The organism is Rhizobium sp. NLR8a, assembly GCF_019685235.1.
Taxonomy (GTDB): Bacteria; Pseudomonadota; Alphaproteobacteria; order Rhizobiales; family Rhizobiaceae; genus Rhizobium.
On sequence record NZ_JABDWI010000006.1, the window covers coordinates 271846 to 297728 of the forward strand.

Consider the following 25883-nt stretch of genomic DNA (forward strand, 5'->3'; position numbering starts at 1 on the left):
CCGACACGGAAATGCTACGGGAGAAACTCTCTACAAAGAATGTATAAGAAAATCAGGCAAGAGCAGGGCGAACGGCAGGAAAATCGATTTTTCTGCGGGTATTCGCAAACCGCAGCAGGATAGACATATTCCTACATGCGGCCCGTCAGAACACTGCCTGAAGTATGATGACGGCGAGGAACGAAAGACCGATGAACGCTGCAACCCGAATGGCCAGACGATTAGCCTTTGCCAACACGGCGGGTTTGACGTCCCGCTTGGGATGAAACCGCTGCCGCCGCTTGAGGGTGGTTTGGGACAAGCGTTTTTGCGCCTCTGCCATTTATCGCCTCCACTTGGATCATCTCAGCCATTGTGCAGCTTTATTGCATTTCCTCAGTTTATCACGCTTGGCCAGCGGATTGCCAACCGTGATTCCGTCCTTGCGGCTGCACCGAACCCGTCGATTCGAAATGGCTTTCACTGTCAGTTTTCGGTGTCCTCGCCCTCGTCAGTCAGGTCTTCGACCGGGACCAGGAAAACCACGAACTCGTCGTCGATGGTCCGTTCGGGATCGTCGTCGAATTCATAGGCGTGCTCGACTTCGCTGGCTTCCTCAGCCGTCGCCTTGCGCAGGCTGAGCGTCGCCTTGCGGTCCCAAAGCGGCTTGCCTTCGGACTCGAGAATGGTCAGGTCGTCGCGAAAATCTTCCGCCTCGAAGAAATGCGTCGCTTCCTCATGGTTCTTCGAGCGAAAGCTGGCGATGGCGCGGCCGGCGATTTCAACGGTAAAGTAATCCATCCATCCCTCTTTATCTTCCCGGTGCGACGGTGCTCCGGGTTGTCAACAATGCCACGACCGGCTTCAGACGCCTATAACAAAACGGCCCGGTTTCCCGGGCCGCCTGCGATATTCGGTGGTCGAGCCCTCAGATGAGCTTGGCGAAGGCCACGGCCGTGTCCGACATGCGGCTGGAGAAGCCCCACTCGTTGTCGTACCAGGACAGGACGCGCACGAAATTGCCTTCCATGACCTTGGTCTGATCGGTTGCGAAGATCGAGGAGTGGCTGTCGTGGTTGAAGTCGCGGGAGACGAGCGGCTCGTCGGTGTAGCCGAGGATGCCCTTCAGCTTGCCGTTGGAGGCAGCCTTGATGGCTTCGTTGATCTCGCCGACCGTCGTGCCCTTCTTGGAAACGAACTTGAAGTCGACGACCGAGACGTTCGGCGTGGGAACGCGGATCGAGGTGCCGTCGAGCTTGCCCTTGAGGTGGGGCAGCACGAGGCCGACGGCCTTGGCGGCGCCCGTCGAGGTCGGGATCATGGAGAGAGCGGCAGCGCGGGCGCGATACAGATCCTTATGCATTGTGTCGAGCGTCGGCTGGTCGCCGGTGTAGGAGTGGATCGTCGTCATAAAGCCGTGGTCGATGCCGACGGCGTCGTCGAGAACCTTGACGACCGGCACCAAGCAGTTGGTGGTGCAGGAGGCGTTGGAGATGACCATGTGCTCCTTGGTGAGCTGGTCATGGTTGACGCCGAACACGACCGTCAGGTCAGCGCCGTCGGCGGGAGCCGAGACGATAACGCGCTTGGCGCCGGCCATCAGATGGGCAGCGGCCTTGTCGCGGGCGGTGAAGATGCCGGTGCATTCCATGGCGATGTCAACGCCGAGCTCGCGGTGTGGCAGCGTTGCCGGGTCCTTGATCGCGGTGACCTTGATCGGCTTGCCGCCGCCAACGATGATCGTGTCGCCTTCGACCTTCACTTCGGCCGGGAACTTGCCGTGGATCGAGTCGTAACGCAGGAGATGGGCATTGGTCTCGACCGGGCCGAGGTCGTTGATGGCGACGACCTCGATATCGGTGCGGCCGGATTCGACGATAGCGCGGAGGACGTTACGGCCGATGCGACCGAAACCATTGATGGCAACCTTGACTGTCATGTTCATTCACTCCCGATAGAATAGGGCCCGATAGGCGGGCGGCCTGGAATTGAGGAGATGGAGAGCGCCTCAAGGCGCCCTCTTTAAAGCTTTGCTTCGGCAGCCGCAACGACGGCGTCGGCGGTGATGCCGAAATGCTTGTAGACGTCCTTGACCGGGCCGGACGCGCCAAAGCCCTTCATGCCGATGAAGCTGCCTTCCGGTCCGATAAAGGCGTCCCAGCCTTCGCGGACGGCGGCTTCGACGGCGATCTTGACCGGCGAGTTGCCGAGCACGTCCCTGCGGTAGGCCTCCGGCTGCTCGAAGAACAGTTCGGTGCAGGGCACCGATACGACACGCACCGAAACGCCCCTGGCTTCCAGAGTTGCGCGGGCGGCAACGGCGATTTCGACCTCGGAGCCCGAAGCGAAGATCGTCACCCTGGCATCGGCATTGCCGGAGAGCGTATAGGCGCCGAGTTCGCAGAGGTTCTTCGCATTATACTCGGTGCGGACGGTGGTCAGGTTCTGGCGGGTGAGAGCCAGGGCAGACGGACGATTTGTACTCTTCATGGCGATCTGCCAGCATTCCGCCGTTTCGACGGCGTCGGCCGGGCGGAAGACCTGCAGGTTCGGGACGGCGCGCAGGCCGGCGATCTGCTCGACCGGTTGATGTGTCGGGCCATCTTCGCCAACGCCGATCGAATCATGCGTCAGGACGTGGATGACACGAATGCCCATCAGAGCCGAGAGGCGGATCGGCGGGCGGCAATAATCCGAGAAGATCATGAAGCCGCCGCCATAGGGGATGAGGCCGCCGTGCAGCGAGATGCCGTTCATGGCAGACGCCATGCCGTGCTCTCGGATGCCCCAGTGCATGTAGCGGCCCTTGAAATCCGTCGGGGTGATGGAGATCATCTGGCTGGTCTTGGTATTGTTCGACGGGGTCAGGTCGGCAGAGCCGCCGAGCGTTTCCGGCACGAAACCGTTGATTATTTCGAGTGCGTCTTCGGATGCCTTGCGTGTCGCAACTGTCGGCTTGGTCTCGGCGAGCTTCTTCTTGTAATCATCGATCGCCTTGTCGAAGCCTTCAGGCAGATCGCCTGAAAAACGCCGAGTGAACTCGGCCTTGGCAGCAGACTTGGCAAGGGTTTCCTCCCAGGCTCTGACGATATCTTCGGAGCGGGTGCCGGCTGCGCGCCATGCATCGAGAATATCCGAGGGAACGACGAAGGGCTCGTAATCCCAGTTCAGCGCCTTACGGGTGGCGGCGATCTCGTCGGCGCCGAGCGGGCTGCCGTGAACCTTGTGGCTGCCGGCCTTGTTCGGGGCGCCGAAGCCGATCACCGTCTTGCAGGCGATGAAGGTCGGGCGATCAGACTTGTGGGCGGCTTCGATCGCATCGGCGATGGCGGCCTGATCGTGGCCATCGATCTCAATCGTGTTCCAGTGAACGGCCTTGAAGCGGGCAATCTGATCCGTCGAATCCGACAGCGAAACGGCGCCGTCGATGGTGATCGAGTTGTTATCCCAGAAAAGGATCAGCTTGTTGAGCTTCAGGTGGCCGGCAAGGGCGATGGCTTCATGGCTGATGCCTTCCATCAGGCAGCCGTCGCCATTGATGACATAGGTGTAGTGGTCCTGGAGGTCCGCACCGAATTCCTCGCGCAGCTTGCGTTCGGCGATCGCCATGCCGACCGCATTGGCGATACCCTGACCTAGCGGGCCGGTGGTGGTCTCGATGCCGGTTGCGTGGCCGTATTCAGGGTGGCCGGCGGTCTTGGAGCCGACCTGACGGAACTGCTTCAGGTCCTCGATCGTCATATCGGGATAACCGGTCAGATACAGCAGCGAATAGAGCAGCATCGAGCCATGGCCGGCCGACAGCACGAAGCGGTCGCGGTTCGGCCAATGCGGCTTCTTGGGGTCGAAGCGCAGATATTTGGTGAACAGGACCGTCGCCACGTCAGCCATGCCCATCGGCATACCAGGGTGGCCGGAATTCGCCTTTTCAACGGCGTCCATGGCGAGGAAACGGATCGCGTTCGCCATCCGGTCGTTTTGTTGGAGAGAGGTCATAGCTTTTCTGCAAGCTCCGGGTGTCGGGGGATGGCCTCGAGCCTCCAAGACCATCGAGTGAAAGCGGCTGACACATAGCAGTTGGGGCTGGCGAGTCAATAAATGGCGGGGCAAATCCCAGCGGCCTGCGGCAATTTTTTGACATTTGATCGCTCGACTATACAAAAGACCAAACTGGCGCGGCGGGCCTGTCCAAAACGTTCATCCACAGATAGGCAGGCTGCCGGGTGACGGGATTTATTGACGGGCCGTTGGCGAGCTGCATATCCTCTTGAAATCACAAGATCGGCAGATGTGGCCGATTCGCAGGTCCTGCACGGGAATCGGAAAGGCATGATGCCCACAGGCAAAACCATGGAAGCAGCGCTCGAGGAATTGAGACAGGCGATTTCGAGCCTCGAAAACGCCGTCGACATGCGTGTCGAGCGGCAGCGCGAGCAGGGGGAGATCGAGGGCGAGGTGCGACGTGTGCATGCCGACCGCTCCCGTCTGGCCCAGGAGCTCGACCAGGCCGAATTTCGCGCCAACCGGCTGGAAGAGGTCAATCGTGAGGTATCGCGGCGGCTGGTGACGGCCATGGAGACGATCCGCGCGGTTCTGGACCGCTGATGAGAGAGAATTTGATATGGCGCAGGTGACGGTAACGATCGACGGCAAGGCCTATCGCATGGCCTGCGAGGAGGGGCAGGAGGATCATCTGACCGATCTCGCCACGCGTTTCGACCGCTATGTCGGCCATCTCAAGGGCCAGTTCGGAGAGATCGGCGATCTCAGGATCACCGTCATGGCCGGCATCATGATCATGGACGAGATTGCCGAGCTGACGCGCCGCATCGCCGGGCTGGAAACCGAGCTCGAGTCGCTGCGCGGCAACCGCGACACCGTGCTTGCCGCGACCGCCCGCACCGAGGAAACGTTGGCGGCAGCGCTCGGCGAGGTTTCGAGCCGTATTCGCGGCATCACCGACAAGCTGAATGGCCGGGCCGCACCCGAACTCAATTGATGTCAATTAAATAAAAACGGCTGGCCGTCGCCACTGGCGCGTCGATGCAAACGGCCTTATATATCGCGATGCGGTCTGCGCCTCTCGACAGGAACCACAATCCCTGGGGCCATACTCGATCCAAAGGGAGCTGTCCCTGTCCGGGCTCGTGGGCCTGGACACACGGTGCCCACCTACGTTTGTAGGCGCCCAGGATCGTAAACATCCATCGGTCGTCGTGGATCGCACCTTTTCCTTTCATCGTTGAAGACGAAGCCGGGTGTATAGGGCGAACGCGGCTTGCGCGTCCGCCCCTCGTGGCGCGCAGTTACTTCTTCAAGCCGGGAAGCGTCACCTGGAAGACCTGGAACATGGTGTCGACATCGGCGCCGCCGTCAGCCTTATAGGCTGCGCCAACCTGGAAGCCATCCTGCGTCAAGAAGTCGTTGTCGTTGGCGACGAACAGGAAGTAATCGTCCGGCAGCTTCGTGTCGAGGACACTTGCCAGACCCATCGCTTCCCATTTTTCCGATAGATCGTTCCTGTCGTTCGGCGCACCGTTGTGCAGGCCGAAGCGGCCAAGCTCGGCCTCGTCGTTGAGGTCGATGAACGGTGTCAGCGTAGCCGGTGTGAGCGACGGGTCGAGGACACCTTTCGGTGCAGCCGCCTTGCCGGCGTCGAAATCGCTGCCGGCGATATCGGTTGCGGCGGATAGGTCGACGATGTCGATCTTGCGATACAGAGACGTGTCGCCCTTCACGCCCTGGCCGTTGCCGCTGTCACGGGCAAGCATCAGGAAGGTCTTGTCGGAAAGGGCGACGATCTCGCTCTCGGCGGCGATCGTCGTCTTGCCCTTAGCGTCCTTGAAGATCGGCAGCGGCACGACATATTCGTGCACCAGCTTCAGATGATCGGGATCGGCGGCGTCATAGATCATGGCGCGGGTATTCTGGCGGGTCGAGCCGGAATCGCCGCCGTCCTGGCGGGCCGCCGACTGCAGTACGGCAACGATAAACCTGCCGTCGGGCGTCATTGCCATGCCTTCGAGGCCCTGGTTGTTCTGGCGGCCGGTTTCGGGGTCCTTCGGATCGGGAGCGGACCCGCCGGGACCGGGATTGTTTGAAGCGAAGCTCAGCGCGCCCTTGCGCATCGGCAGAAGCGCCTTGGGCGGCTGGGTGGCTGAAAGCAAGTGGCCATCGGCGGAGAAGCGATAGATATAGGGGCCGTATTCGTCGCTGACGAACATAGTGCCGTCGGCCATGCGGATGATCGCCTCATCGTCGAGGGCGATCTTGCCGTTCGCCGCCTGCGGCAGCGGCGGGAAGTTGCCGGCAGCGGCGCGGACGCCGGATTCCGGGTCGAGACCGGTCGTGTCCGCGCCCTTGTCGTCAACAAAGAGCATGGAATCGACGAGTTTCGCCTCGACGCCCGATTGCTCATTGCCGGCCTCGGGGGTCGCGCCTGGCGCTGTCGGGGTCAGAATGATCGAAAGGGTGTTCAGGCGCGGGCGGTAGTCGACAGTGCCGGCGGCATTGTAACCGCGGTCGGGCAGCAGGTAGAGCGTGCCCCTATAGCTGGCGCCATCCCGAGTCCAGGCGGCGGGGTCGATCGCCATCCCGGAGCCGGAGCCGAAGGTTTCACCGAATTTGTCGCGCTGGTTGGCCGGAATGCGGCCGACGCCGACCAGGCCCTTATTGACGAAAGTGGCGGAATTCTCCGACCTTGCCAAGGCGGGAATGGCGGCGGATGCTGCGAAAACTGCGGCGAACAGCCGCGATGCATATGATCTGACGTTCTTCATGAAATAGCCTCTCGGTCAAAAGCGTTCCTGCAACGGTTCCCGCCCGCAAGCTGGACACCGTTTCGAATGACATTCCTCGGCTTTGGGATCGATTCCTCAGAACCGAACACACCCGGATTTCGCCCCTATCCCGGCTAAACGTCTAGGATGGGATCGTGATAACTGGATGACACCCTCGGAGCCTGCAATCAGCTCATTGCCCTAATCGACCGGATAGGGTCCTTCGGCGAATACTTCCTCGTGGTAGCCCTTGGAGCCGACATCGATCGCCAACGGGCTTCGCCATTCGCGACACTCGCGCAGGCAATCGAGCACGAAGCGGAAATCATAGCGCGGCCGCCAGCCAAGTTCGCGCCTTGCGCGTTCGTTGACGTAGACGCGATCGAGCGTCGGGAACATTTTCCAGCCGCGTTCGGCGTAAAGCGTGTTTGCACCTGGAAACAGCCGCTCGACGACAGCAGGCGCATCACGCCTGAGCTCTGCGCGATCGCCCGGTAGAAAGGGCGTCGTGGCCGAGATGATATAGCGGCCGAAGCCGATTGCCGGCGCCTTTTCGAGCGCCAGAAAATGGGCGTCGACCACGTCGCTGATATCGACGCGGCGATGAAGCAGCTCGTTGGCCTGCGCATTTCCCGCCGAATAGCTGTTGCGAATCTCGGGATCGTCATCACTTTCGGGAAAGAAGCGCGACGTCCTGAGGATGACGACAGGCAGGCGGGATTTGCGGGCGAAGAGTTCCGAAATTCCTTCGGCAGCGAGCTTTGTCACGCCGTAGATATTCTTCGCGACAGGAAGCACGTCCTCGGTGACCCACGCTGCGGGCTCGCCGGCCGCCGGCGTCAACGCCGCGCCGAAAGCGCTGGTGGTGCTGGTGAAGACGAAGCTTGCAACGCCCGCGGCAGTCGCCTCTTCGAGCAGGTTCAGCGTGCCGCCGACATTGGTGTCGAGGAAATCGCGATTGCCGTGGGTCGCCACATGCGGCTTGTGGAGCGTGGCGGCATGGATGACTTGGCTGATGCCCGACATCGCCCGCCTGATAAAGCCGCGGTCACCGATGGAGCCGACCATATCGGTAAAAGCCGAAGGCTTGATGTCGATGCCGCGCGCCCACCGGCTCTGAGCTCTCAAGCTGCGCATCAGCGCCTCGCCGAGGTGGCCGGCGCTTCCCGTCACCAATATCGTCATCGCGTCGTCTCCTGACTGTGTTGGCGGCGGACGCTATAAAGACCGATGTCGTGGGACAACGCATAAATTATGCATGGGCATGCAGGAAGGCTGCAGGCTCAGCGGATTGTGGTGACGAGGCGGCCAGCGGTGCCATCGGAAAGCCTGATCCGCTCCCAAGTGACGCGGCCCGGGGTAATCGGCAGGCGCACATTGCCGTTGGCGCCGGTATCGAAGGTCAACGATAGCAGCCTGTCCTCATGCCAGCCGCGCTCCTCCAGAGACAGTTCGGCGGCGGCGATCTCGGCGGAGGCGTAGGAAAAAAGAGAGCGGCCGAGAAAAGCGCCGAGCGGTGCACGCCATTCCGCCTGCCGCGGTCGGGAAGCAGACAGAAGCCGATGCGTGCTATCGCAGATCAGATGCACAGACCGGACGGAATCCTCGACCAGCCGCTTTAAGGCCGCATCGGCCGCAGCATGTTGCGGCGTGGCGAAAATCCGTTCCAGCTTGACGGCTTGGTTGGGCGAGGGATCAAGCTGGCCGCGCTCCCAGCGCGAAACGGTCGCCTGGTTGACGCCGAGGAGTTCCGCGAGGTGTTGCTGCTTCATGCTGCGCAGCAACCGCATGCGGCGTATGCCGGCTCCTGATATCGTCATTTGTCCTGAGCTCCCACGCTTCTTTTGCCAGGATAGGAGTTCGGCGGGCCGGAGGGCAAGCCGATCCTCACGCCGGTCATTGTTCCGGCTAGCCTTCGAGGTCGCTTCTCAGCCGATCAAGGATCGACAGGGCATGACCTGCATAGGCGCTGATCCAACGGTCGTAGATGTGTTTGATCGGCAGACTGTTCAGGTGGTTCCAGCGTTCGCGGCCCTCCTTTCTGGCGACGATCAGCCCCGCTTCCTCAAGCACCTTCAGATGCTGCATCACCGTGCAGCGGTCCATCCCGGAAAACATCTCGCAGAGCGCGCCCGTTGTGCGGGGGGCCTCCTTGAGCAGGTCGAGGATTTCGCGGCGGCGATGATGCGCCAGTGCCTTGAAGACAGGGTCGTCGGTTGATTCGCTTGACATGTTATATTTTTATAACATAATGGCCTCAGGCACAATGGAGAAGAGGAGAAGTGCAATGTCTCTCGGAATCCGCGTTTCCGGCCGGATCGGCCGTCCTGTTGCCGAAGTGTTCGATGCCGTCGTCAACCCGAAGAAACTCAGCAGCTATTTCACCACGATCGGCGGGGCGAGCGCCCCGCTCGTTCAAGGCACGACAGTAACCTGGTGGAAGGATGCGCCGGTCGAGGTTGTCGAGCTTGTGCCGGAAAGCCGCATCGTGCTTCGCTGGGACGGCGGCACTGCCGAAGACAAGACAAGGTATAAGACGCTGGTGGAAATGAATTTCAAGACGCTGGAGGATGGCGGCACGCTGGTGACGATTGCCGAGAACGGCTGGCGCGAGGACGAGGCCGGCCGGCGCGGCACCTATCTCAACTGCGAAGGCTGGACACAGATGCTTTGCAGCATGAAGGCCTTCGTCGAATACGGCATCAATCTGCGCGAGGGCATGTATCTCAGCGAGATGAAAGGCGAGCCGGCCAGCGCCCCGGATGTTTGACGAGCCCTGTCTCGAAGGAGATCGGCGGCCCATCGCCAGACTTTACTTGCCTGTCACACTGCGGGTGCTAGTTTCCGGAGTCGATACTTCGTCTCGGTTTCCAGGAGATTCATTATGCAGCTTGGTATGGTCGGTTTGGGCCGAATGGGCAATTATATGGTCCAGCGCCTGATGCGGGGCGGTCACGAATGCGTCGTCTACGACACCAGGCCGGAAAGCGTTGCTGAGCTCGCAGGTCTCGGCGCGACCGGCAGCGCTTCGATGGAGGAATTCGTCTCCAAGCTCACGCATCCGCGTGCGATCTGGCTGATGCTGCCGGCGGCGATCGTCGACAAGGTGCTGGCCAGCCTGGTGCCGCTGCTTCAGAACGGCGATATCGTCATCGACGGCGGCAATTCCTATTACCACGATGACATCCGCCGTGGCGCCGAACTCATCACCAAAGGCATCCATTATGTCGATGTCGGCACCAGCGGCGGCGTCTTCGGCCTGGAGCGCGGCTATTGCCTGATGATCGGTGGCGAGAAGGGCACCGTCCAACATCTGTCTCCGATCTTTGCGACGCTCGCCCCCGGCGTCGGCAAGACGGAAGCATCGCCAAACCGCACCGCCGAAGCGGCGGCGGCCAGCACGGCGGAGCAGGGTTATCTGCATTGCGGCCCGCACGGCGCCGGACATTTCGTCAAGATGGTGCATAATGGCATCGAATACGGCCTGATGGCTGCCTATTCCGAAGGCCTCAACATTCTGAAACACGCCAATATTGGCGCCGCCTCGCACGATGCCGATGCGGAAACCGCGCCGCTCGCCCATCCCGAACATTTTCAATACGACTTCAATCTGCCGGATGTCGCGGAAGTCTGGCGCCGCGGCAGCGTCATCACCTCCTGGCTGCTCGATCTCACCGCCGATGCCCTGCATGTCGACCCCGCACTTTCGAAATATGCCGGCCGCGTCTCGGACAGCGGCGAGGGCCGCTGGACGATCATGGCGGCAATCGACGAAAGCGTGCCGACACCGGTGCTGAGTGCGGCGCTCTACGGCCGCTTCTCCTCGCGCGACAATGACGAGTTCGCCAACAAGGTGCTGTCGGCAATGCGCGCGGGTTTCGGCGGCCACGTGGAAAAGCCGGCGCCGAAATCCTGAAGGCCAGGTCACTCCCTTCACTGAGCAGAAGGCGACCGTCACCCGTAAATGGCGGGCTTGACGGCCGGCCTCGGTAGGCGGCGCCAGCGGTCTTTCCTGGCCATCGGTATGGCTTTCCTACCGCTTGCTGGCGGCAGCAGTCGCGAGTATCCAATGCAAGATGTCAGCCTTGTTTTGTGCAAGCGCGACACTTGATTGGAGGGCGGTCGTGAAGCGTGACAGGGCAGGAGGCTTGAAGGCCGCCATATCGGGCATATTCATTGTGCTTCTTTCCGCGGCTTCGCCCAGCTTTGCCCAGACGCAGCCGGCACAAGCGCAGGCCGCGGCCGCTCCGCCGGCCCAAGTGCGTGAGATGATGGAGCTCATGCAGACGCCCGAGGTCAAGCAATGGATGTCGGCCCAGATGGCGGCGACGTCTGCGGGCGATACAGCGGTGGAAAACCAGATGTCTATCCTGTCGGGTTTGCTGCAGCATGCCCGTCGTCATGTCTCGATGGTTTCCGATGCCGCGATGACGCTGCCCTTGCAGATCAACAATGCATTCTCGCTGCTTTTCGGCGAAATCGCGGCCACCGGCCGAATGCGTATGGCCGGCCAACTCCTAGCGATCTTTCTGCTGGGCGCGATCATCGAAAGCATTGCCCGCTATGCCTTCCGTCGCCGCCGTCGCCGTCTGGCTGCGATGGCAGGCATGCATCTGGCGCCGCGTGTCATCCCGGCGCTGATCTTCGCGGCGGCGACGGTGCTGACGCTGCTCAGCCTCTACTGGCCGCCGATCAGCCAGAGCATCGCCATCGTCTGCGTCGTCGCACTGATCGTCCAGCGTTTCACGATCTGCCTCGGCGGTGTGCTGGTCGATCTCATCGCACTGGCGCGGGCCGAGGAAGAGCGGCAGGGCATCCCCGCGCCGACCATGCCGGGCCGTGCCATCGCACTCTTCTGGTATCGCCGCTCTGCAACCTTCATCATCTACTTTATCTTCGGCTGGGCGGCCATTCAGTCGATGGAGCCGCTCGGCCTTTCCCCGAGTGCCCGCCTGTTCGTGGGTTACATGCTCGGCATTGGGCTGCTGCTGATCGCGATCGAGGCGGTCTGGTCGCGGCCTCATAAGGACGAGAAGCGTGGTCACGAAATTTCCTGGGCGCTCACCGTATATTTTCTTCTGCTCTGGGGCCTCTGGGTCACGGGCTTCAACTGGCTGCTCTGGCTCGGCATCTATGTGTTGATGCTGCCGCGGGTACTCGCCGTCGCGACGATCGCGGTGAAATCGCTGCGGCAGACCGAGGCGAGTTTCCTTGCCACGCGCCGCATCGCCACCGTGTTGCTCGACCGCGGCGTTCGGGCGCTGATCATCGCAATCGCGGCAATCTGGCTTGGTCGACTGCTTGGCGTCGGGGCCGATACAATGGCCGCCGGCGACAAGATGGTCGACAAGATTGCGCGCGGGGTCATCGGCGGCATTGTCATCCTGCTTGCGGCGGATCTGCTCTGGCACGTCGTCAAAGCCTATATTGACGGCAAGCTGCTCGATTCACCTCTGGACGGTACCGCGACGGACGAGGAGAAGGCCAAACACGCGCGGATCCAGACGCTGCTGCCGATCTTCCGCAATATCCTTGCCGTGGTCATCGCCGTCATCGCGGTTCTGATGGTGCTCTCCGGGCTCGGCATCGAGATCGGGCCCCTGATTGCCGGAGCCGGCGTTGTCGGCGTTGCCGTCGGTTTCGGCGCCCAGACGATCGTCAAGGACGTCATCAGCGGCATGTTCTACCTCTGGGACGATGCTTTCCGTGTCGGCGAATATATCGAAAGCGGCAGCCACAAGGGCGTCGTCGAAGCCTTCAGCCTGCGATCGGTGAAGCTCAGGCATCATCGCGGACCGCTGACAACAGTGCCGTTCGGTGAACTCGGCGCGGTGAAGAACTTGAATCGCGACTGGACGATCGACAAGATCAGCCTCAACGTCAAATACGACACTGATCTCGTCAAGGCCAAGAAGGTGATCAAGCAGATCGGCCAGACACTGCTCGAGAACCCCGAATTCGGCCCGCACATCATCGAGACGCTGAAGATGAAGGGTGTCGAGCAGTTCGGCGAATTCGCGATCGAGATCCGCCTGTCAATGATGACGAAGCCCGGCGAACAGTTTGTTATCCGACGCAATGCACTGGCGATGATCCGCAACGCCTTCAAGGAAAACGGCATCGAGTTCGCCGTGCCGACGGTGCAGGTGGCGGGCGATCGCGAGGCCGATTTGGGGGCTGCCGTCGCGCGTTATGCCTCCCATATGCGAGCCAACGGCGAACCGGCTGCATGAATGCCGCCACCTGAACCTCATTATCGCTGCAAGGCATTCGCAAGCTTACGAAAATGCAATGTGCCATCACGTATTCCTGCGCAAATTCGCCCCAATTGAGGATGATTGAGGCGCAGGCGGCGGGGTTGGGTAGCGTCGGCATGGCTTCATAGAGCTTATATGCCCGTCATGTTACGTCTTCGAAAAATGATTCCCGCCGAATTGGAAGCTGCGCAGGTACGAGATGTCGGATCACGGCAATTTGGAAGAGATGGAAGCGACGGACGGTTTTTCTTTTCGCACGCTTTTCAGACGTTACAGGACGCCGCTTACGGCAGCCGCGACGCTCATCGTCTTCTGTCTCGTCGGTTATGCGATCATGCAGCTCACGAACGAGGTGCGCTATGACGATGTCGTCGCAGCGCTGGCGGCGACCAGGCCGAGCGCGATCCTGCTTGCTCTGTTCTTTACGGCGCTGAGTTTCCTCTCGCTGGTCTTCTACGATCTCAATGCGATCGAATATATCGGCAAGAAGCTTCCCTTTCCGCATGTGGCGCTGACGGCATTCAGCGCCTACGCGGTCGGCAACACCGCCGGCTTCGGTGCGCTGTCGGGCGGCGCAATCCGCTACCGCGCCTATACGCGTCTGGGGCTCTCACCCGAGGACATTGGCCGGATCATCGCCTTCGTCACGCTCTCCTTCGGCCTCGGGCTCGCGGCCGTCGCATCGATCGCCCTCATCATCATCGCCAGCGAGATCGGTCCGCTGATCGGTGTCAGTCCGTTCCTGCTCCGGCTGGTTGCCGGCTCGATCATCGCCATTCTCGGGGCTGTAATGATTATCGGCCGCGAGGGTCGTGTGCTCGATTTCGGCGCCGTGGCGATCCGCCTGCCGGACTCGCGCACCTGGTCGCGCCAATTCCTCGTTACCGCCTTTGATATTGCCGCCTCCGCGTCGGTGCTCTACGTGCTCTTGCCGCAGACGGCTATCGGCTGGCCGGTCTTCCTCGCCGTCTATGCGATCGCCGTCGGTCTCGGGGTGCTCAGCCACGTTCCGGCCGGGCTCGGCGTCTTCGAGACCGTGATCATCGCTTCGCTCGGCAGCGCGGTGAATATCGACGCGGTGCTGGGATCGCTGGTGCTCTACCGGCTGATCTACCATGTATTGCCGCTGTTGATCGCCGTGCTCGCGGTCTCGGCGGCGGAGTTGCGCCGTTTTGTCGACCACCCGGCCGCCTCCAGTGTCCGCCGTATCGGCGGACGGCTGATGCCGCAGCTGCTGTCGACCCTGGCGCTGCTGCTCGGCGTGATGCTGGTGTTTTCGAGCGTCACGCCGACGCCGGACCAGAATCTGGAATTCCTCTCCAACTATCTGCCGCTGCCGCTGGTCGAAGGCGCGCACTTCCTCTCCAGCCTGCTCGGGCTTGCGCTGGTGGTCGCGGCGCGCGGCCTCGGTCAGAGGCTCGACGGCGCGTGGTGGGTGGCCGTATTCTCGGCCGTTGCCGCATTGACCCTGTCGCTTCTGAAGGCGATCGCCCTTGTCGAAGCTGCCTTTCTCGCGTTTCTCATCTTCGGGCTCTTCGTCAGCCGGCGGCTCTTCACCCGGCATGCGTCGCTGCTCAACCAGGCGATGACGGCGTCCTGGCTGATGGCGATCGCGGTCATCGTCGTCGGCGCCATCGTCATCCTGCTCTTCGTCTATCGCGATGTCGAATACAGCAACGAACTCTGGTGGCAGTTCGAATTCACCGCCGAGGCGCCGCGGGGACTGCGCGCCCTGCTCGGCATCACCATCATCTCCTCGGCGATCGCCATTTTCAGCCTGCTCCGACCGGCGACTTTCCAGCCGGAGCCGGCGACGGAGGAGGCGCTGACGCGTGCCATCGAGATCGTCAGGAAGCAGGGCAATGCCGATGCCAATCTGGTGCGCATGGGCGACAAGAGCATCATGTTTTCGGAAAAAGGTGACGCCTTCATCATGTACGGCCGGCAGGGCCGTTCATGGATCGCGCTGTTCGACCCGGTTGGCGATCATCGTGCCGTGCAGGAACTCGTCTGGCGCTTCGTCGAAGCGGCGCGGGCCGCCGGCTGCCGCGCCGTCTTCTACCAGATCTCGCCGGCGCTGCTTTCCCATTGCGCCGATGCCGGCCTGCGCGCCTTCAAGCTCGGCGAACTGGCGGTGGCCGACCTCCGGACCTTCGAAATGAAAGGCGGCAAATGGGCGAACCTTCGCCAGACGGCGAGCCGAGCCCAGCGCGACGGGCTGGAATTCGCGGTGGTCGAACCCGAGGACGTGAGCGGGATTATCGATGATCTCGCCGCCGTTTCCAAGGCCTGGCTGGAACATCACAATGCCAAGGAAAAGGGCTTCTCTCTCGGTTCCTTCGATCCCGATTACGTTTCCTCGCAACCGGTCGGCATCCTCAAGAAGGATGGCAAGATCGTCGCCTTCGCCAATATCCTCGTCACCGAATCCCGCGAGGAGAGCACGATCGATCTCATGCGCTTCTCGCCGGACGCGCCGAAGGGCTCAATGGACTTTCTCTTCGTGCAGATCATGGAATATCTGCGTAACCAAGGTTTCACGCACTTCAATCTCGGCATGGCGCCTCTCTCCGGCATGTCGAAACGCGAAGCGGCACCCGTCTGGGACCGTATCGGCAGCACCGTCTTCGAACACGGCGAACGCTTCTATAACTTCAAAGGCCTTCGGGCATTCAAATCCAAGTTTCATCCGCACTGGCAACCGCGCTATCTTGCGGTTTCCGGAGGAGGCAATCCGATGATCGCGTTGATGGACGCGACATTTCTGATCGGGGGCGGATTGAAAGGGGTAGTGAGAAAATGATCAGGACAATCCTTCTTGCCACGGCATGCGTCTGCATGCTCGCGGCCGCACCGGCTAATGCCGCCGAGGAAACCACGCAAAGATTCGAAAGCGGCCTCATCCCATCGCCGCACATCTTCCTGCCGGAAGGGGAGGTGAAGGGCACCGTGATGCTGATCTCGGATGCCGCCGGCTGGGGCGATTATGAGAAGGCCGAGGCTGACAGGCTGGTCGCCGAAGGCGCTGTCGTCATCGGCGTCGAGTTTCCCTCTTATATCCAGGCGCTCAGCCGCTACGACGTCAGCCTCAACGACGGCTGCATCTACATGGTCTCGGATATTGAATCGCTGAGCCAGCAGGTGCAGCGCGCGACCGGCAACAATGCCTATCATTTGCCGATCGTCGCCGGCATCGGCGAGGGCGGGGCCCTGGCGCTGGCGATCGCGGCTCAGACACCGGATGCGACGATCGGTCAGACGCTTGCGGTCGATCCGCTGGCCGGCATTCCGCTGACCAAGGAGCTTTGCACGCCGGCTTCCAAGAAGGTGATCGGCCAACGCACGGTCTATGGCCTCAGCGACGGCGCCCTGCCCGATCCGATCATATCAGTCTTCACGCCTAAGGCTGACAAGGACGGCCGGGCGCATGCCGAGGCGCTGCAGAAAGCCCATTCCGAGATCGAGATCCGCGATTCCACAGACGATGCACAGACGGTATTCGGCGATACGCTCGACGACCTCGTCACCGCTTCCGGCGCCTTCGGCAATCCGCTTGGCCTGCCGCTGGCGGTGCTCGAGGCAACGCCTGCCTTCGATACGATGGCGGTGATCTATTCCGGTGACGGCGGTTGGCGCGACATCGACAAGGAGGTCGGCGGCACGCTGCAGAAGGAAGGCATTCCCGTCGTAGGCGTTGATTCACTTCATTATTTCTGGTCGGAGCGCAAGCCGGAGGAGACGGCCAGCGATCTTTCAAAGATCATCGATTTCTATCGTAAGCAGTGGAAGGTGAAGCATGTTCTGCTCGTCGGCTACTCTTTCGGCGCGGATGTCGTACCCGCAACCTATCAGTTGCTCAAACCGGCCGAGAAGTCCTCGGTGGTGCAGTTGTCGCTGCTGTCGCTCTCGCACCAAGTGGACTACGTCATCTCCGTTCTTGGTTGGCTCGGTCAGAAGACGGAAGGGGCGGGGGGCGATCCCGTCGCCGATCTGAAGAACGTCGATCCGAAGCTCGTGCAGTGCGTCTATGGCAAGGACGATGACGACGATGTCGCCTGTCCGGCGTTGAAGGATGGTGGTGCTGAAGTCGTTGAACTGCCCGGCGACCATCACTTCGACGAAAATTACGACCTTCTCACCAAGACGATCATCGACGCGCTGAAGAGACGTCTGCAGGATTAAGCGCTGCTGCCTTGCGGTATGCTTTGACAGTTCGATTGGCGCATAACCCCAAAATCGATTTCGATTTCGGGTTATGCGTTTAATGCATCAGCTTTTCTTCGCGCCAGCCGAGTTCGGCGAGTTCCTTGCCGCGAAACCGCGCGTCGTCGGCGACGATGAATTCGTCGAGCTGCGGCGGGGCAATGCTGGTGCCGGCAAGCATCGCATGGACCTGGCCGCGATGATGGGTCTGATGCTGGAAAAGATGGGCGAGCACGTCGTCCATCCGCTCCTGCTGAATACGATTGCCGCGATGGAGATTTACGATTGAGATCAGCCTTTCCGGCGTCAGGGCTTCGCAAAGGTCGATCAGGCGCTGATCGACCTTTGCCTGTGCTTGCATCAGTGACTCGACGTCATCGAAGGGTTCGTCCACCTCGAAGGCCTGGAAGCCGAGCGTGCCGCCTTCCATGCCGTCGACATAGAACCAGTCGACCGTGATGATGTGATTCAGCGTCTCCTTGATCGACGGAAAGAAGCTCGTGCGCGGCGCTTCGAATTCGCCGGGCTTCAATGCCGCGCAGGCGTGAAGCAGCCGGTGATTGGCAAGGGCGTTGTTATAGGCAAGCTTGCGAAAGGCCCTGGCGGGATCGAAGGTCGACATCGGCGGCTTTCCTCTTCCAGCATTCCGGAGTGTTTTCAGTCATCGAGATTACCGTCGCGCCAGGCGAGATGACATTGTAGCCCGGGCAGGTTCTCGATTTCATCAGCGATGAAATAGGGCGGGATGTCGAGCGCGGTCAGGGCCGCGCGCGTTGTCGGCACCCATTTGAATTCGAGATGGTTGTCGCCATCTTCGACGCGGTGGATAATTTCATATGGCTGAAAGGGGAAATTCCGGCGGAATTTCCAATCAGCGTTTCCTCCGACGTCCCGCCGATTTCCGCCCGACCGCCAGGAAAGATCCAGAAGGGCTCGTGCACGGCGCGATGAACAAGCACATGCCCATCGCGAAAGCCGAGGCCGGCAATGCGATAGTTGAAACGCGCAGCGCCCTGAGTCAGGCGGATAGGAGTGCGCTTGCTCATGTCGTGCTTATCCGAGATCGATCACGACGATTTCCGGCGGGACGCCGAAGCGCACCGGTGCAATGGAGCAGCCGAGCCCGCCGGAGACGATGATGTTACGCCCCTCCTCGACGATATGGCCATAGGCGTAGCGATTGCCGTAACGCGAGGGGACGATCGGCGATCGGCCGAGGAAGCGGATCTGTCCGCCATGGGTGTGGCCCGACAGCGTCAGCGAGACACGCTCGGGCACGCGCGGAAAGATATCGGGCTCATGGGCGAGCAGGATAACCGGTGCATCGTCGCTAATCTGTGCCATCGTTCCATCGAGGTCGTCGAGGCCGAGCATGTGCGTGCGGTCCCACTTCCTGCCGGGCAGCAGCGCAAGCTGATCTTCGAGGCCTGCGAGCCAGAAGCCGCGGCCGTCCTTTTCGAGCCGAACGGCGCGGTTGCCATAGACCGGGATTCCGACATCGGCGAGCGCCCGATGGCCGAAGGTTTCCATTCCGCCGTTCTTCTGGGCCGTCCTGTCCTCCCACCAGTCGTGGTTGCCCATGATCGCATGGACGCCGAGCGGGGCCTGCAGGGTGGCGAGCGCCTTCGACCATTGGCTCGAATGCACATATTGCGTCACCATGTTCATGCCGGAGGCATAGTCGCCGAGCAGAACGGTCACGTCGGCTTCGAGTTCATTGGCCCGGCGGCAGATCGCGGCAATGCGGCTTGCCGACATCCAGGGTTCGCAGGCATGGATATCGGCGAGCGCGACGACGCGGAGCTTCAGTCCCGGTGTCCATCCCGGCGGCGTCAGCCGGTAACGGGCGATGCCGAACCGCGCCAGCGGTTCATAGGCAAAGGCATAACCGCCGAGCGCCATGACGCCTGCGAAACCGCCGCCAAGAACCTTGAAAAATCCGCGGCGGGTGATCACTCAGTCGTCCTCCTGGAACAGCCGGAACTGCGCAGCCTCCATTTCCTTGGGCGGTTGCATTCCCAGATGTTTCCACGCGATTGCGGTGAGAACACGGCCGCGCGGCGTGCGCTGAATGAAACCCTGCTGGATCATATAGGGCTCGATGATATCCTCGATCGCGTCGCGCGGCTCGGAAAGGCCGGCGGCGATGGTTTCGATGCCGACCGGGCCGCCGCCGAAATTGACGGCGATCATGTTGAGGTAGCGTTTGTCGAGTTGATCGAAGCCGACATTGTCGACCAGCAGGCGGGTCAGCGCTTCGTCGGCGATCTCGCGGGTGACGGCCTCGGCCCGTGCCACCTCGGCGAAATCACGCACGCGCCGCAGCAGCCGGCCGGCGATGCGCGGCGTGCCGCGGGCGCGCCTGGCGATCTCGCGGGCGCCCTCTTCGGTCATCGGCAGGTTCATCAGCCGTGCGCCGCGGCGCACGATCAGTTCCAGTTCCTCGACGGTATAGAAGCTGAGCCGCACCGGGATGCCGAAACGATCGCGCAGCGGCGTCGTCAGCAGGCCGAGGCGGGTGGTGGCGGCGACAAGCGTGAATTTCGAGAGGTCGATCTTCACCGAGCGCGCGGCAGGGCCTTCCCCGATGATGAGGTCGAGCTGGTAATCCTCCATGGCGGGATAGAGGATTTCCTCGACGGCCGGATTGAGGCGGTGGATCTCATCGATGAAGAGCACGTCGCGCTCCTCGAGATTGGTGAGGAGCGCGGCGAGATCGCCGGCCTTGGCGATGACAGGGCCTGAGGTTGAGCGGAAGTTGACGCCGAGCTCCTTCGCCATGATCTGCGCCAGCGTCGTCTTGCCGAGGCCGGGAGGCCCGACGAAGAGCACGTGATCCAGCGCCTCGCCGCGGTTCTTCGCCGCCTCGATGAAGATCTTGAGATTGGCGCGCGCCTCCGCCTGGCCGGTGAATTCGTCCAGCGATTGCGGGCGCAGCGTCACATCAAGATCTTCGCCCCGCTTTTCCGGCGATATCAGGCGGGCGGGCTCACTCATGCTCTCATTCCGTTTTGAAACCTGTTACAGCAATACACCAAACGTCGGGTGCCTCGACACCCATTCATTGGTTTTCCGGTTTTCACCGTGCCAGCTCTTTCAATCCGAGCCTTATCAGCTTGGCGCTATCGGCGCCGTCGCCGGCCGTCTTCATCGCCGCGGCAACGGCATTTGCCGCCTGGTCTCTGCTGTAGCCGAGGTTGGTCAGCGCGGACACTGCATCGGCAACCGGTGCGGCGGCGACGCCTTCGCCGAGTTCTTGCTTGAGGCCGATGTTGATTGCCTCGCCGGCATGGGCCGGTGCGCGGTTCTTGAGTTCGGTCACGAGGCGCATCGCCACTTTCGGGCCGACGCCCGGTGCGCGCGAGACGGCGGCGCGGTCCTGCAGGGCGATCGCATTGGCAAGCTCGCCCGGCGTCAGCGTCGAGAGCACGGCGAGCGCCACCTTGGCGCCGACGCCCTGAACGCTCTGCAGCAGGTTGAACCATTCCCGCTCCAATGCGGTCATGAAGCCGAAGAGTTTCAGTTGATCCTCGCGCACATAGGTTTCGATGAAGAGCACGCAGGCTTCGCCCGCCGATCCGAGCTTTGACAAAGTGCGGGCCGAGCAATAAGCGACGTAACAGACGCCGTGCACATCAACGAGCACATAATCTTCGCCGATCTCGTCTATGGTGCCTTTCAGCTTGCCGATCATGAGTCGCGGTCTTTCAAGGGTGCGTTTCGGGCGTAATGAGTTCAACGGAAGGAAAATAGGAACGATAACCGCCGGCATCGCGGGTCAAAATTCTGTAGCCCCTTATCGCCGCATGCGCGCCGATGAGGAAATCCGACAATATCCGTTCGCGTCCTCCGCCCGCGCGGCGGTAAAGCCGGAAGGCTTGAGCCGCGGCAAATGCGGCCGGCCACGGCAGGTTCTCGCGGCGGAATTCATCCTGCGGAAGCAGGCGATCGACTTCATCCACATCGTCATACCGAACGGAAAATTCGGAATAGATGATCGGATTTATAAGGACCGGTCCATCTCTGAAGATATCGAGTATCTTCCGGCGCGACCAATCGTGCCAGTCCGAGCTGATCATGGCCAGATCGACGAGGACGTTCGTGTCGACAAGCGTCGCCATCAGCGATCACGCGTCATCGACATGAGATCTTCGGCATCGATTTCCTGATCGCCGGTTCCCTCCAGACGACGGATCGTCTCGATGAAACGGTCCAGCCGACCTCTATCCTCGACTTCCTGCTTGCCGTTCTTCGGCGAGAGAACGAGCTTGCCGCCCTCAATCGAGAAAATGACCTCGCTGTTGGTCTCGATGCCGGCAAGCTCCCTGAGATCGCGGGGAATAGTGACCTGACCTTTGGATGTGACACGCATCAGAGGCTCCTTCAAAGTAAGAATTATCCTTACCGCAGGAACATGTCAAGAACGCCTTATCCTGCCAACGCTTGGCGCATCCGGTGGCCGCCGCGATTGTGGGCATGGCAAATGGCGATCGCCAAGGCGTCGGCGGCGTCATCGCCCTTGAATTCGGCCTTCGGCATCAGAATCTTCAACATCATGTGAATCTGCTGCTTTTCTCCGTGCCCGACGCCGATGACCGCCTTCTTCACGGCGTTGGGCGCATATTCAGAGACCGGCAGTCCCGCGCGTGCAGGTACCAGCATGGCGATGCCGCGGGCCTGGCCGAGCTTCAGGGTCGCCACGGCGTCCTTGTTGACGAAGGTCTGTTCGACGGCGGCTTCATCGGGCCTGTGAGCGTGGACGATATCGGCGAGCCCGTCATGCAGCTGGCAGAGGCGGGAGGCGAGGTCCATGTCGCCATCGGAGGTCACCGTTCCCGATGCCACGAATTTCAGGGAATTGCCTAAAGTGTCGATGATTCCCCAGCCTGTGCGGCGGAGGCCGGGATCAATGCCAATGATGCGAATCGTATTTTGCATGGTTCAACCTATAGCGATTGCGAAATAAGTGCCATCGATATGTGAACAAACCGAAAACACCTGAGGTTTTAGAGCGCGCATTTACCGCGAATTAAAAGAGATGCCTGAATTCTAGTTCATCGAATGTGCGAGGGGCTTCGTTCCACAAGAATAAGTCCCCGATGTTCTGTTGACAGGTCAGCCTGCCGGGGATGCACCGCGTGCCCAGGCTGGCAGGCGCCGTTCAGAAGGGTTCATTGTATATGGCTCAGAGATTTCAGTCCCTGTCCTTCAAGGTCATTGCCACTTTCATCCTGCTGACCGTGCTGTCGATCGCGGTCATCGACGTGCTTGCCTATTTCGCCAGCAGCCGCATATCCGACGAGCAGGCGCTGAAGGCCAAGGAAAGCGTGCTGATCTTCCGTGGCGACATGTTGCAGGACCAACTGGCGCAGCTTGAGAACCAGGCCAATTCCATCGCGCGCATCGAGGCGCTGCAGATGTCGATCACCAGCTTGAAGAGCGGCTGGAAGACAATCCAGAAGACTTCGGGGGATGCTCGCGCCGAGCTGAAGAAGGTTTTCATCACGGGCAATCCCAACCCGGCCGACCAGCGCGAGAAGCTGATGAAGCCGGAAGGGCCGAGCGGGTTCTATTATTCAAACCATGAGCAGACGCAGGGCGAAGTTGCCCGCGACCTCGAAAACACCGCTTTCAGCGATCTGCTGATCGCCGATCTCGACGGTAGCGTGCTCTATTCCTACAAAAAGAACGACAACTTCGCGGAGAATCTGAAGTCGGACGCCTGGAAGACAACCGGCGCCGGCATCGCATTCGCCAAGGCGGTCGAGAATACCGCCAAGGCGACGGATGACGCCGCGCCGACGGGCTTCTCCGGCCTTCGTGTCGATGCGGCAAGCGGTAAACCCGCGATCTTCTATGCCGTGCCCATCGTCAAGCTCGGGGCCGCCAAGGGCATCATCCTGTTCAAGGTGCGCGACGACATCATCTCGAGCATTCTTGCCAAGGGCATCGTGCAGGGCAGCACCGCGCGGGCTGCGATCGTCTCCAGCGATGGCTCCGCTATCGCCCTCGATGCCGGGGGGAAGCTTGCGACCCTCGATGCCACCCCCTTCACTTTCATCAAGGACGCGCTTGCTAGCTCCGCGATGATCGTGGCTGATTTCGACCGGGCGGATGGCGCGGCCCGCGCCTATGTCCGTGGCATCGACTATCGCGGCGACCGCTTCCTCGTGGTCGAGAGCGTCCTGCTCAGCGAGCTCAATGCCGGCTCGATCGAGATCGCCACTTTGCTGACGATGATCGGCATCGGCGTGCTCGTCGTCATGGCCATCGCGACCGGGCTCGTCACCAATTTCCTGTTTTCGCCGCTGGCGCGGCTTGCCGGTGTGACTCGCGACGTCGCCGACGGCAAGCTCGACAGCGAGATCGGCAGCCTGAACCGCAAGGATGAGATCGGCACGATGGCCAACGCACTTGCCCGCTTCCGCCAATCGCTGATCGAAAGCCGCGCACTCGAAGCCGCCAGCGAAGAGACGCGCCTGCAGGCCGAGCACGACCGTCAGCAGAACCTCGCCCATCGCGAGGCCGAAGCGAGGACGCTGCAGCAGGTGGTCGAGGCGATTGACGAGGGGTTGCATCATCTGGCGAGCGGCGATCTCGCCTATCAGATCGATACGCGCTTCCCGAACGAACTCGAAAGCCTGCGCATCAATTTCAACGAGGCACTCGCCACGCTCAGCGAAACCATGACGGCGATTGGCGGTAACTCGATGGCGGTACGCGCCGGCTCCGAGGAGATGCGCACCGGCGCCGACGAGCTTGCCGGGCGCACCGAGCGTCAGGCCGGCTCGATCACCGAGACGGCGAATGCGATCAGCGCCATCACCCAGTCCGTTCGCCGCCAGATCGAGCGGGCAGAACAGGCCGAGCGCATCGCGCGCGACGCCAAAAAGGAGACGACCGGCTCCAGCCAGATCATGCGCGAGACGATCGCGGCGATGGAGGCGATCCAGACCTCCTCGCGCCAGATCAACACGATCATATCGGTCATTGACGACATCGCCTTTCAGACCAATCTCCTGGCGCTCAACGCCGGCGTCGAGGCGGCACGCGCCGGTGAATCGGGCAAGGGCTTCGCCGTCGTCGCCATGGAAGTCCGGGAGCTCGCCCAGCGCTCATCGAGCGCGGCCAAGGAAATCTCCAGCCTGCTGCAGAAATCGACGCATGAGGTCGAAAGCGGCGTTGCACTTGTGGAAAGGGCCGGCGTTGCCCTGACCGGCATCGGCGCCCATGTCGAGGCGATAAACGGGCAGATCAACGAGATCATGGAGTCGACCCGTGAGGAAGCCAGTACGTTGCGTGAGATCAACAGCGCCGTGGCCGAACTCGACGCGATGACGCAGCAGAACGCCTCGATGGTCGAGGAGACGACGGCGGCGATCCACCGGCTGGCGACGGAAGCTCTGGAAATGGACCGCCAGCTCGGCAATTTCACGCTGCCGCAGGGGCAACACAGGCCAAGTGCCGAGGTGCATGTGTTGCGTCGTCACCGCTGAGATGTGCTTTCGCTATTCGACAAGGGCCGCCATCGCGCGGCCCTTTGTTTGCGTGCACGGTTTGGAATGGGTCAGGCGCCAACCTACATAGACGGCATCGTTCAACAGCCCGGCAGGTTTCCATGGTTCCCTTCTCCATACTCGACCTTTCTCCCGTTGCCGAAGGCAGCACCGTGCGCCAGTCGCTCGAAAGCTCGGCGCGAATGGCTCAGAAGGCTGAAGAATTCGGCTACAAGCGCTTCTGGCTCGCCGAGCATCACGGCATGCCTGCCATTGCCAGTGCGGCGACCGCCGTTGTCATCGGGCATGTCGGGGCTGCGACAAAACGCATCCGCATCGGTTCCGGCGGCATCATGCTGCCCAATCACTCGCCGCTTGTCATCGCCGAGCAGTTCGGCACACTGGAGGCGCTTTTTCCCGGCCGCATCGATCTCGGCCTGGGACGGGCTCCGGGGACGGACATGCGCACGGCACAGGCGCTGCGGCGTAACCTCGAAGCCGGCGCGAACAGCTTCCCGAATGATGTGGTGGAATTGCAGCAGCTTCTCGGTACCCCGCTCGAGAATCAGGCGATCCTTGCGGTTCCAGGCAATGGCTCGCATGTGCCGATCTGGCTGCTCGGCTCCAGCCTCTACAGCGCCCAACTTGCGGCGATGCTTGGGCTTCCCTACGCCTTCGCCTCGCATTTTGCCCCCGACATGCTGCTCGACGCCATCGCGATCTACCGCGAGCGCTTCCAGCCCTCGGCGACTCTCGACAAGCCCTATGTCATGGTCGGCGTCATGGGCGCGGTGGCAGCGACGGACGAGGAGGCGCGCTACCATTTCACGTCCGCCCAGCAGCAATTCGTCAACCTGCGGCGCAATGTGCGCGGTCCTTTCCCGCGCCCTGTCACCGATATGGAGAGCTTCTGGTCGCCGATGGAGAAGATGAACGTCGAACACACACTGCGCTACGCCGTGGTAGGGTCGCCGGCGAAGACTGAGGCGAAACTGGCGGAGTTTCTCAAGGAAACGGCGGCCGACGAGGTGATCATCTCGATGCCGATCCATGGTGTCGAGGCGCGGCTGAAGTCGGTGGAACTGTTCGCAGGTCTTGGAAATTTCATGCGGGTCGCTGCGTAGGATTGTAAGCGGCGTCCGAGAGACAAAAAACCCGGCGTCGCGGCC

The 25883-nt window shown here is 61.5% G+C and carries 24 protein-coding genes, 1 other RNA gene and 1 pseudogene; 10 read left to right on the forward strand and 16 right to left on the reverse strand.

Going from position 1 to position 25883, the window contains the following annotated elements:
* Window positions 1-145: 145 nt before the first annotated feature.
* From HJC04_RS13595 to tkt, 4 genes are all read right to left on the reverse strand, one after another.
* Window positions 146-322 carry a hypothetical protein gene (locus tag HJC04_RS13595; protein ID WP_176439455.1) on the reverse strand — a complete coding sequence of 59 codons (177 nt, stop codon included), beginning with the start codon at window positions 320-322 and terminating at the stop codon, window positions 146-148.
* A gap of 143 nt (window positions 323-465) precedes the next feature.
* Window positions 466-780 (reverse strand): hypothetical protein, encoded by a 315-nt coding sequence (locus HJC04_RS13600; RefSeq protein ID WP_210629912.1) that lies wholly within the window; start codon window positions 778-780, stop codon window positions 466-468.
* Between the two features lie 127 nt (window positions 781-907).
* Window positions 908-1918 carry a type I glyceraldehyde-3-phosphate dehydrogenase gene (gene gap, locus HJC04_RS13605; protein WP_221146450.1) on the reverse strand — a complete coding sequence of 337 codons (1011 nt, stop codon included), beginning with the start codon at window positions 1916-1918 and terminating at the stop codon, window positions 908-910.
* Window positions 1919-2001: 83 nt separating this feature from the next.
* Entirely contained in the window at window positions 2002-3975 is a 1974-nt protein-coding gene (gene tkt / locus HJC04_RS13610) for a transketolase (protein ID WP_210629914.1), read from the reverse strand.
* Between the two features lie 333 nt (window positions 3976-4308).
* Between tkt and HJC04_RS13615 the strand changes: the two genes are divergently transcribed.
* The 3 genes from HJC04_RS13615 (at window position 4309) to ssrS (ending at window position 5206) form a co-directional block, all read left to right on the forward strand.
* Window positions 4309-4584, forward strand: a complete 276-nt coding sequence (locus tag HJC04_RS13615; RefSeq protein ID WP_221146451.1) for a DUF4164 domain-containing protein — start codon at window positions 4309-4311, stop codon at window positions 4582-4584.
* 16 nt (window positions 4585-4600) lie between these two features.
* Window positions 4601-4978, forward strand: coding sequence for a cell division protein ZapA (locus tag HJC04_RS13620; protein ID WP_064811285.1), 378 nt, complete (start codon window positions 4601-4603; stop codon window positions 4976-4978).
* A gap of 69 nt (window positions 4979-5047) precedes the next feature.
* A non-coding RNA gene (gene ssrS / locus HJC04_RS13625) (6S RNA) lies at window positions 5048-5206 on the forward strand.
* A 79-nt stretch (window positions 5207-5285) separates the two neighbouring features.
* On the opposite strand, the gene HJC04_RS13630 is transcribed toward ssrS, so the two are convergent.
* From HJC04_RS13630 to HJC04_RS13645, 4 genes are all read right to left on the reverse strand, one after another.
* The gene (locus HJC04_RS13630) at window positions 5286-6758 is read right to left on the reverse strand and encodes an esterase-like activity of phytase family protein (RefSeq protein ID WP_221146452.1); all 1473 of its coding nucleotides are present in this window, start codon (window positions 6756-6758) and stop codon (window positions 5286-5288) included.
* Window positions 6759-6959: 201 nt separating this feature from the next.
* Window positions 6960-7943 (reverse strand): NAD(P)-dependent oxidoreductase, encoded by a 984-nt coding sequence (locus HJC04_RS13635; RefSeq protein WP_221122995.1) that lies wholly within the window; start codon window positions 7941-7943, stop codon window positions 6960-6962.
* 98 nt (window positions 7944-8041) lie between these two features.
* Window positions 8042-8578 (reverse strand): helix-turn-helix transcriptional regulator, encoded by a 537-nt coding sequence (locus HJC04_RS13640; protein ID WP_210629917.1) that lies wholly within the window; start codon window positions 8576-8578, stop codon window positions 8042-8044.
* A gap of 88 nt (window positions 8579-8666) precedes the next feature.
* Window positions 8667-8990, reverse strand: a complete 324-nt coding sequence (locus HJC04_RS13645) for a helix-turn-helix transcriptional regulator (protein ID WP_210629918.1) — start codon at window positions 8988-8990, stop codon at window positions 8667-8669.
* Between the two features lie 55 nt (window positions 8991-9045).
* On the opposite strand from HJC04_RS13645, the gene HJC04_RS13650 reads away from it, so the two are divergent.
* The 5 genes from HJC04_RS13650 to HJC04_RS13670 all read left to right on the forward strand — a co-directional run bounded on the left by HJC04_RS13650 (window position 9046) and on the right by HJC04_RS13670 (window position 17197).
* Window positions 9046-9528, forward strand: coding sequence for an SRPBCC domain-containing protein (locus tag HJC04_RS13650; RefSeq protein ID WP_210629919.1), 483 nt, complete (start codon window positions 9046-9048; stop codon window positions 9526-9528).
* 114 nt (window positions 9529-9642) lie between these two features.
* Entirely contained in the window at window positions 9643-10674 is a 1032-nt protein-coding gene (gene gnd, locus HJC04_RS13655; RefSeq protein WP_210629920.1) for a phosphogluconate dehydrogenase (NAD(+)-dependent, decarboxylating), read from the forward strand.
* Between the two features lie 208 nt (window positions 10675-10882).
* On the forward strand, window positions 10883-12991 hold the full coding sequence (locus HJC04_RS13660; protein ID WP_221146453.1) for a mechanosensitive ion channel family protein: 2109 nt from the start codon (window positions 10883-10885) through the stop codon (window positions 12989-12991).
* Between the two features lie 223 nt (window positions 12992-13214).
* Window positions 13215-15818 (forward strand): bifunctional lysylphosphatidylglycerol flippase/synthetase MprF, encoded by a 2604-nt coding sequence (mprF, locus tag HJC04_RS13665; protein ID WP_210629921.1) that lies wholly within the window; start codon window positions 13215-13217, stop codon window positions 15816-15818.
* The gene (locus tag HJC04_RS13670; protein WP_221146454.1) at window positions 15815-17197 is read left to right on the forward strand and encodes a virulence factor family protein; all 1383 of its coding nucleotides are present in this window, start codon (window positions 15815-15817) and stop codon (window positions 17195-17197) included. Before mprF ends, HJC04_RS13670 begins: the two co-directional genes overlap by 4 nt.
* Window positions 17198-17276: 79 nt before the next feature.
* On the opposite strand, the gene HJC04_RS13675 is transcribed toward HJC04_RS13670, so the two are convergent.
* The 8 genes and pseudogenes from HJC04_RS13675 to ruvC all read right to left on the reverse strand — a co-directional run bounded on the left by HJC04_RS13675 (window position 17277) and on the right by ruvC (window position 22156).
* Window positions 17277-17840 carry a DinB family protein gene (locus HJC04_RS13675; protein ID WP_210629923.1) on the reverse strand — a complete coding sequence of 188 codons (564 nt, stop codon included), beginning with the start codon at window positions 17838-17840 and terminating at the stop codon, window positions 17277-17279.
* A 35-nt stretch (window positions 17841-17875) separates the two neighbouring features.
* Window positions 17876-18264 (reverse strand): annotated as a pseudogene (locus HJC04_RS13680) (DNA mismatch repair protein MutT).
* A 7-nt stretch (window positions 18265-18271) separates the two neighbouring features.
* Complete coding sequence (locus tag HJC04_RS13685; RefSeq protein ID WP_210629924.1) at window positions 18272-19174, reverse strand: metallophosphoesterase; 903 nt, start codon at window positions 19172-19174, stop codon at window positions 18272-18274.
* Entirely contained in the window at window positions 19175-20215 is a 1041-nt protein-coding gene (ruvB, locus tag HJC04_RS13690) for a Holliday junction branch migration DNA helicase RuvB (RefSeq protein ID WP_184455061.1), read from the reverse strand.
* 82 nt (window positions 20216-20297) lie between these two features.
* Window positions 20298-20912: a Holliday junction branch migration protein RuvA gene (gene ruvA / locus HJC04_RS13695; protein ID WP_210629925.1), complete on the reverse strand. Its 615-nt coding sequence runs from the start codon at window positions 20910-20912 to the stop codon at window positions 20298-20300.
* Between the two features lie 13 nt (window positions 20913-20925).
* Window positions 20926-21339: a type II toxin-antitoxin system VapC family toxin gene (locus tag HJC04_RS13700; protein WP_210629926.1), complete on the reverse strand. Its 414-nt coding sequence runs from the start codon at window positions 21337-21339 to the stop codon at window positions 20926-20928.
* Entirely contained in the window at window positions 21339-21590 is a 252-nt protein-coding gene (locus HJC04_RS13705; protein WP_184455063.1) for an AbrB/MazE/SpoVT family DNA-binding domain-containing protein, read from the reverse strand. The genes HJC04_RS13700 and HJC04_RS13705 overlap by 1 nt, the downstream gene beginning before the upstream one ends.
* 56 nt (window positions 21591-21646) lie before the next feature.
* Window positions 21647-22156, reverse strand: a complete 510-nt coding sequence (gene ruvC / locus HJC04_RS13710) for a crossover junction endodeoxyribonuclease RuvC (protein ID WP_221146455.1) — start codon at window positions 22154-22156, stop codon at window positions 21647-21649.
* A gap of 242 nt (window positions 22157-22398) precedes the next feature.
* Here ruvC and HJC04_RS13715 point away from each other — a divergent pair, with 242 nt between their 5' ends.
* Window positions 22399-24714 (forward strand): methyl-accepting chemotaxis protein, encoded by a 2316-nt coding sequence (locus tag HJC04_RS13715; RefSeq protein ID WP_221146456.1) that lies wholly within the window; start codon window positions 22399-22401, stop codon window positions 24712-24714.
* A gap of 122 nt (window positions 24715-24836) precedes the next feature.
* Window positions 24837-25838 carry an LLM class flavin-dependent oxidoreductase gene (locus tag HJC04_RS13720; protein WP_221146457.1) on the forward strand — a complete coding sequence of 334 codons (1002 nt, stop codon included), beginning with the start codon at window positions 24837-24839 and terminating at the stop codon, window positions 25836-25838.
* The last annotated feature ends 45 nt before the right edge of the window (window positions 25839-25883 follow it).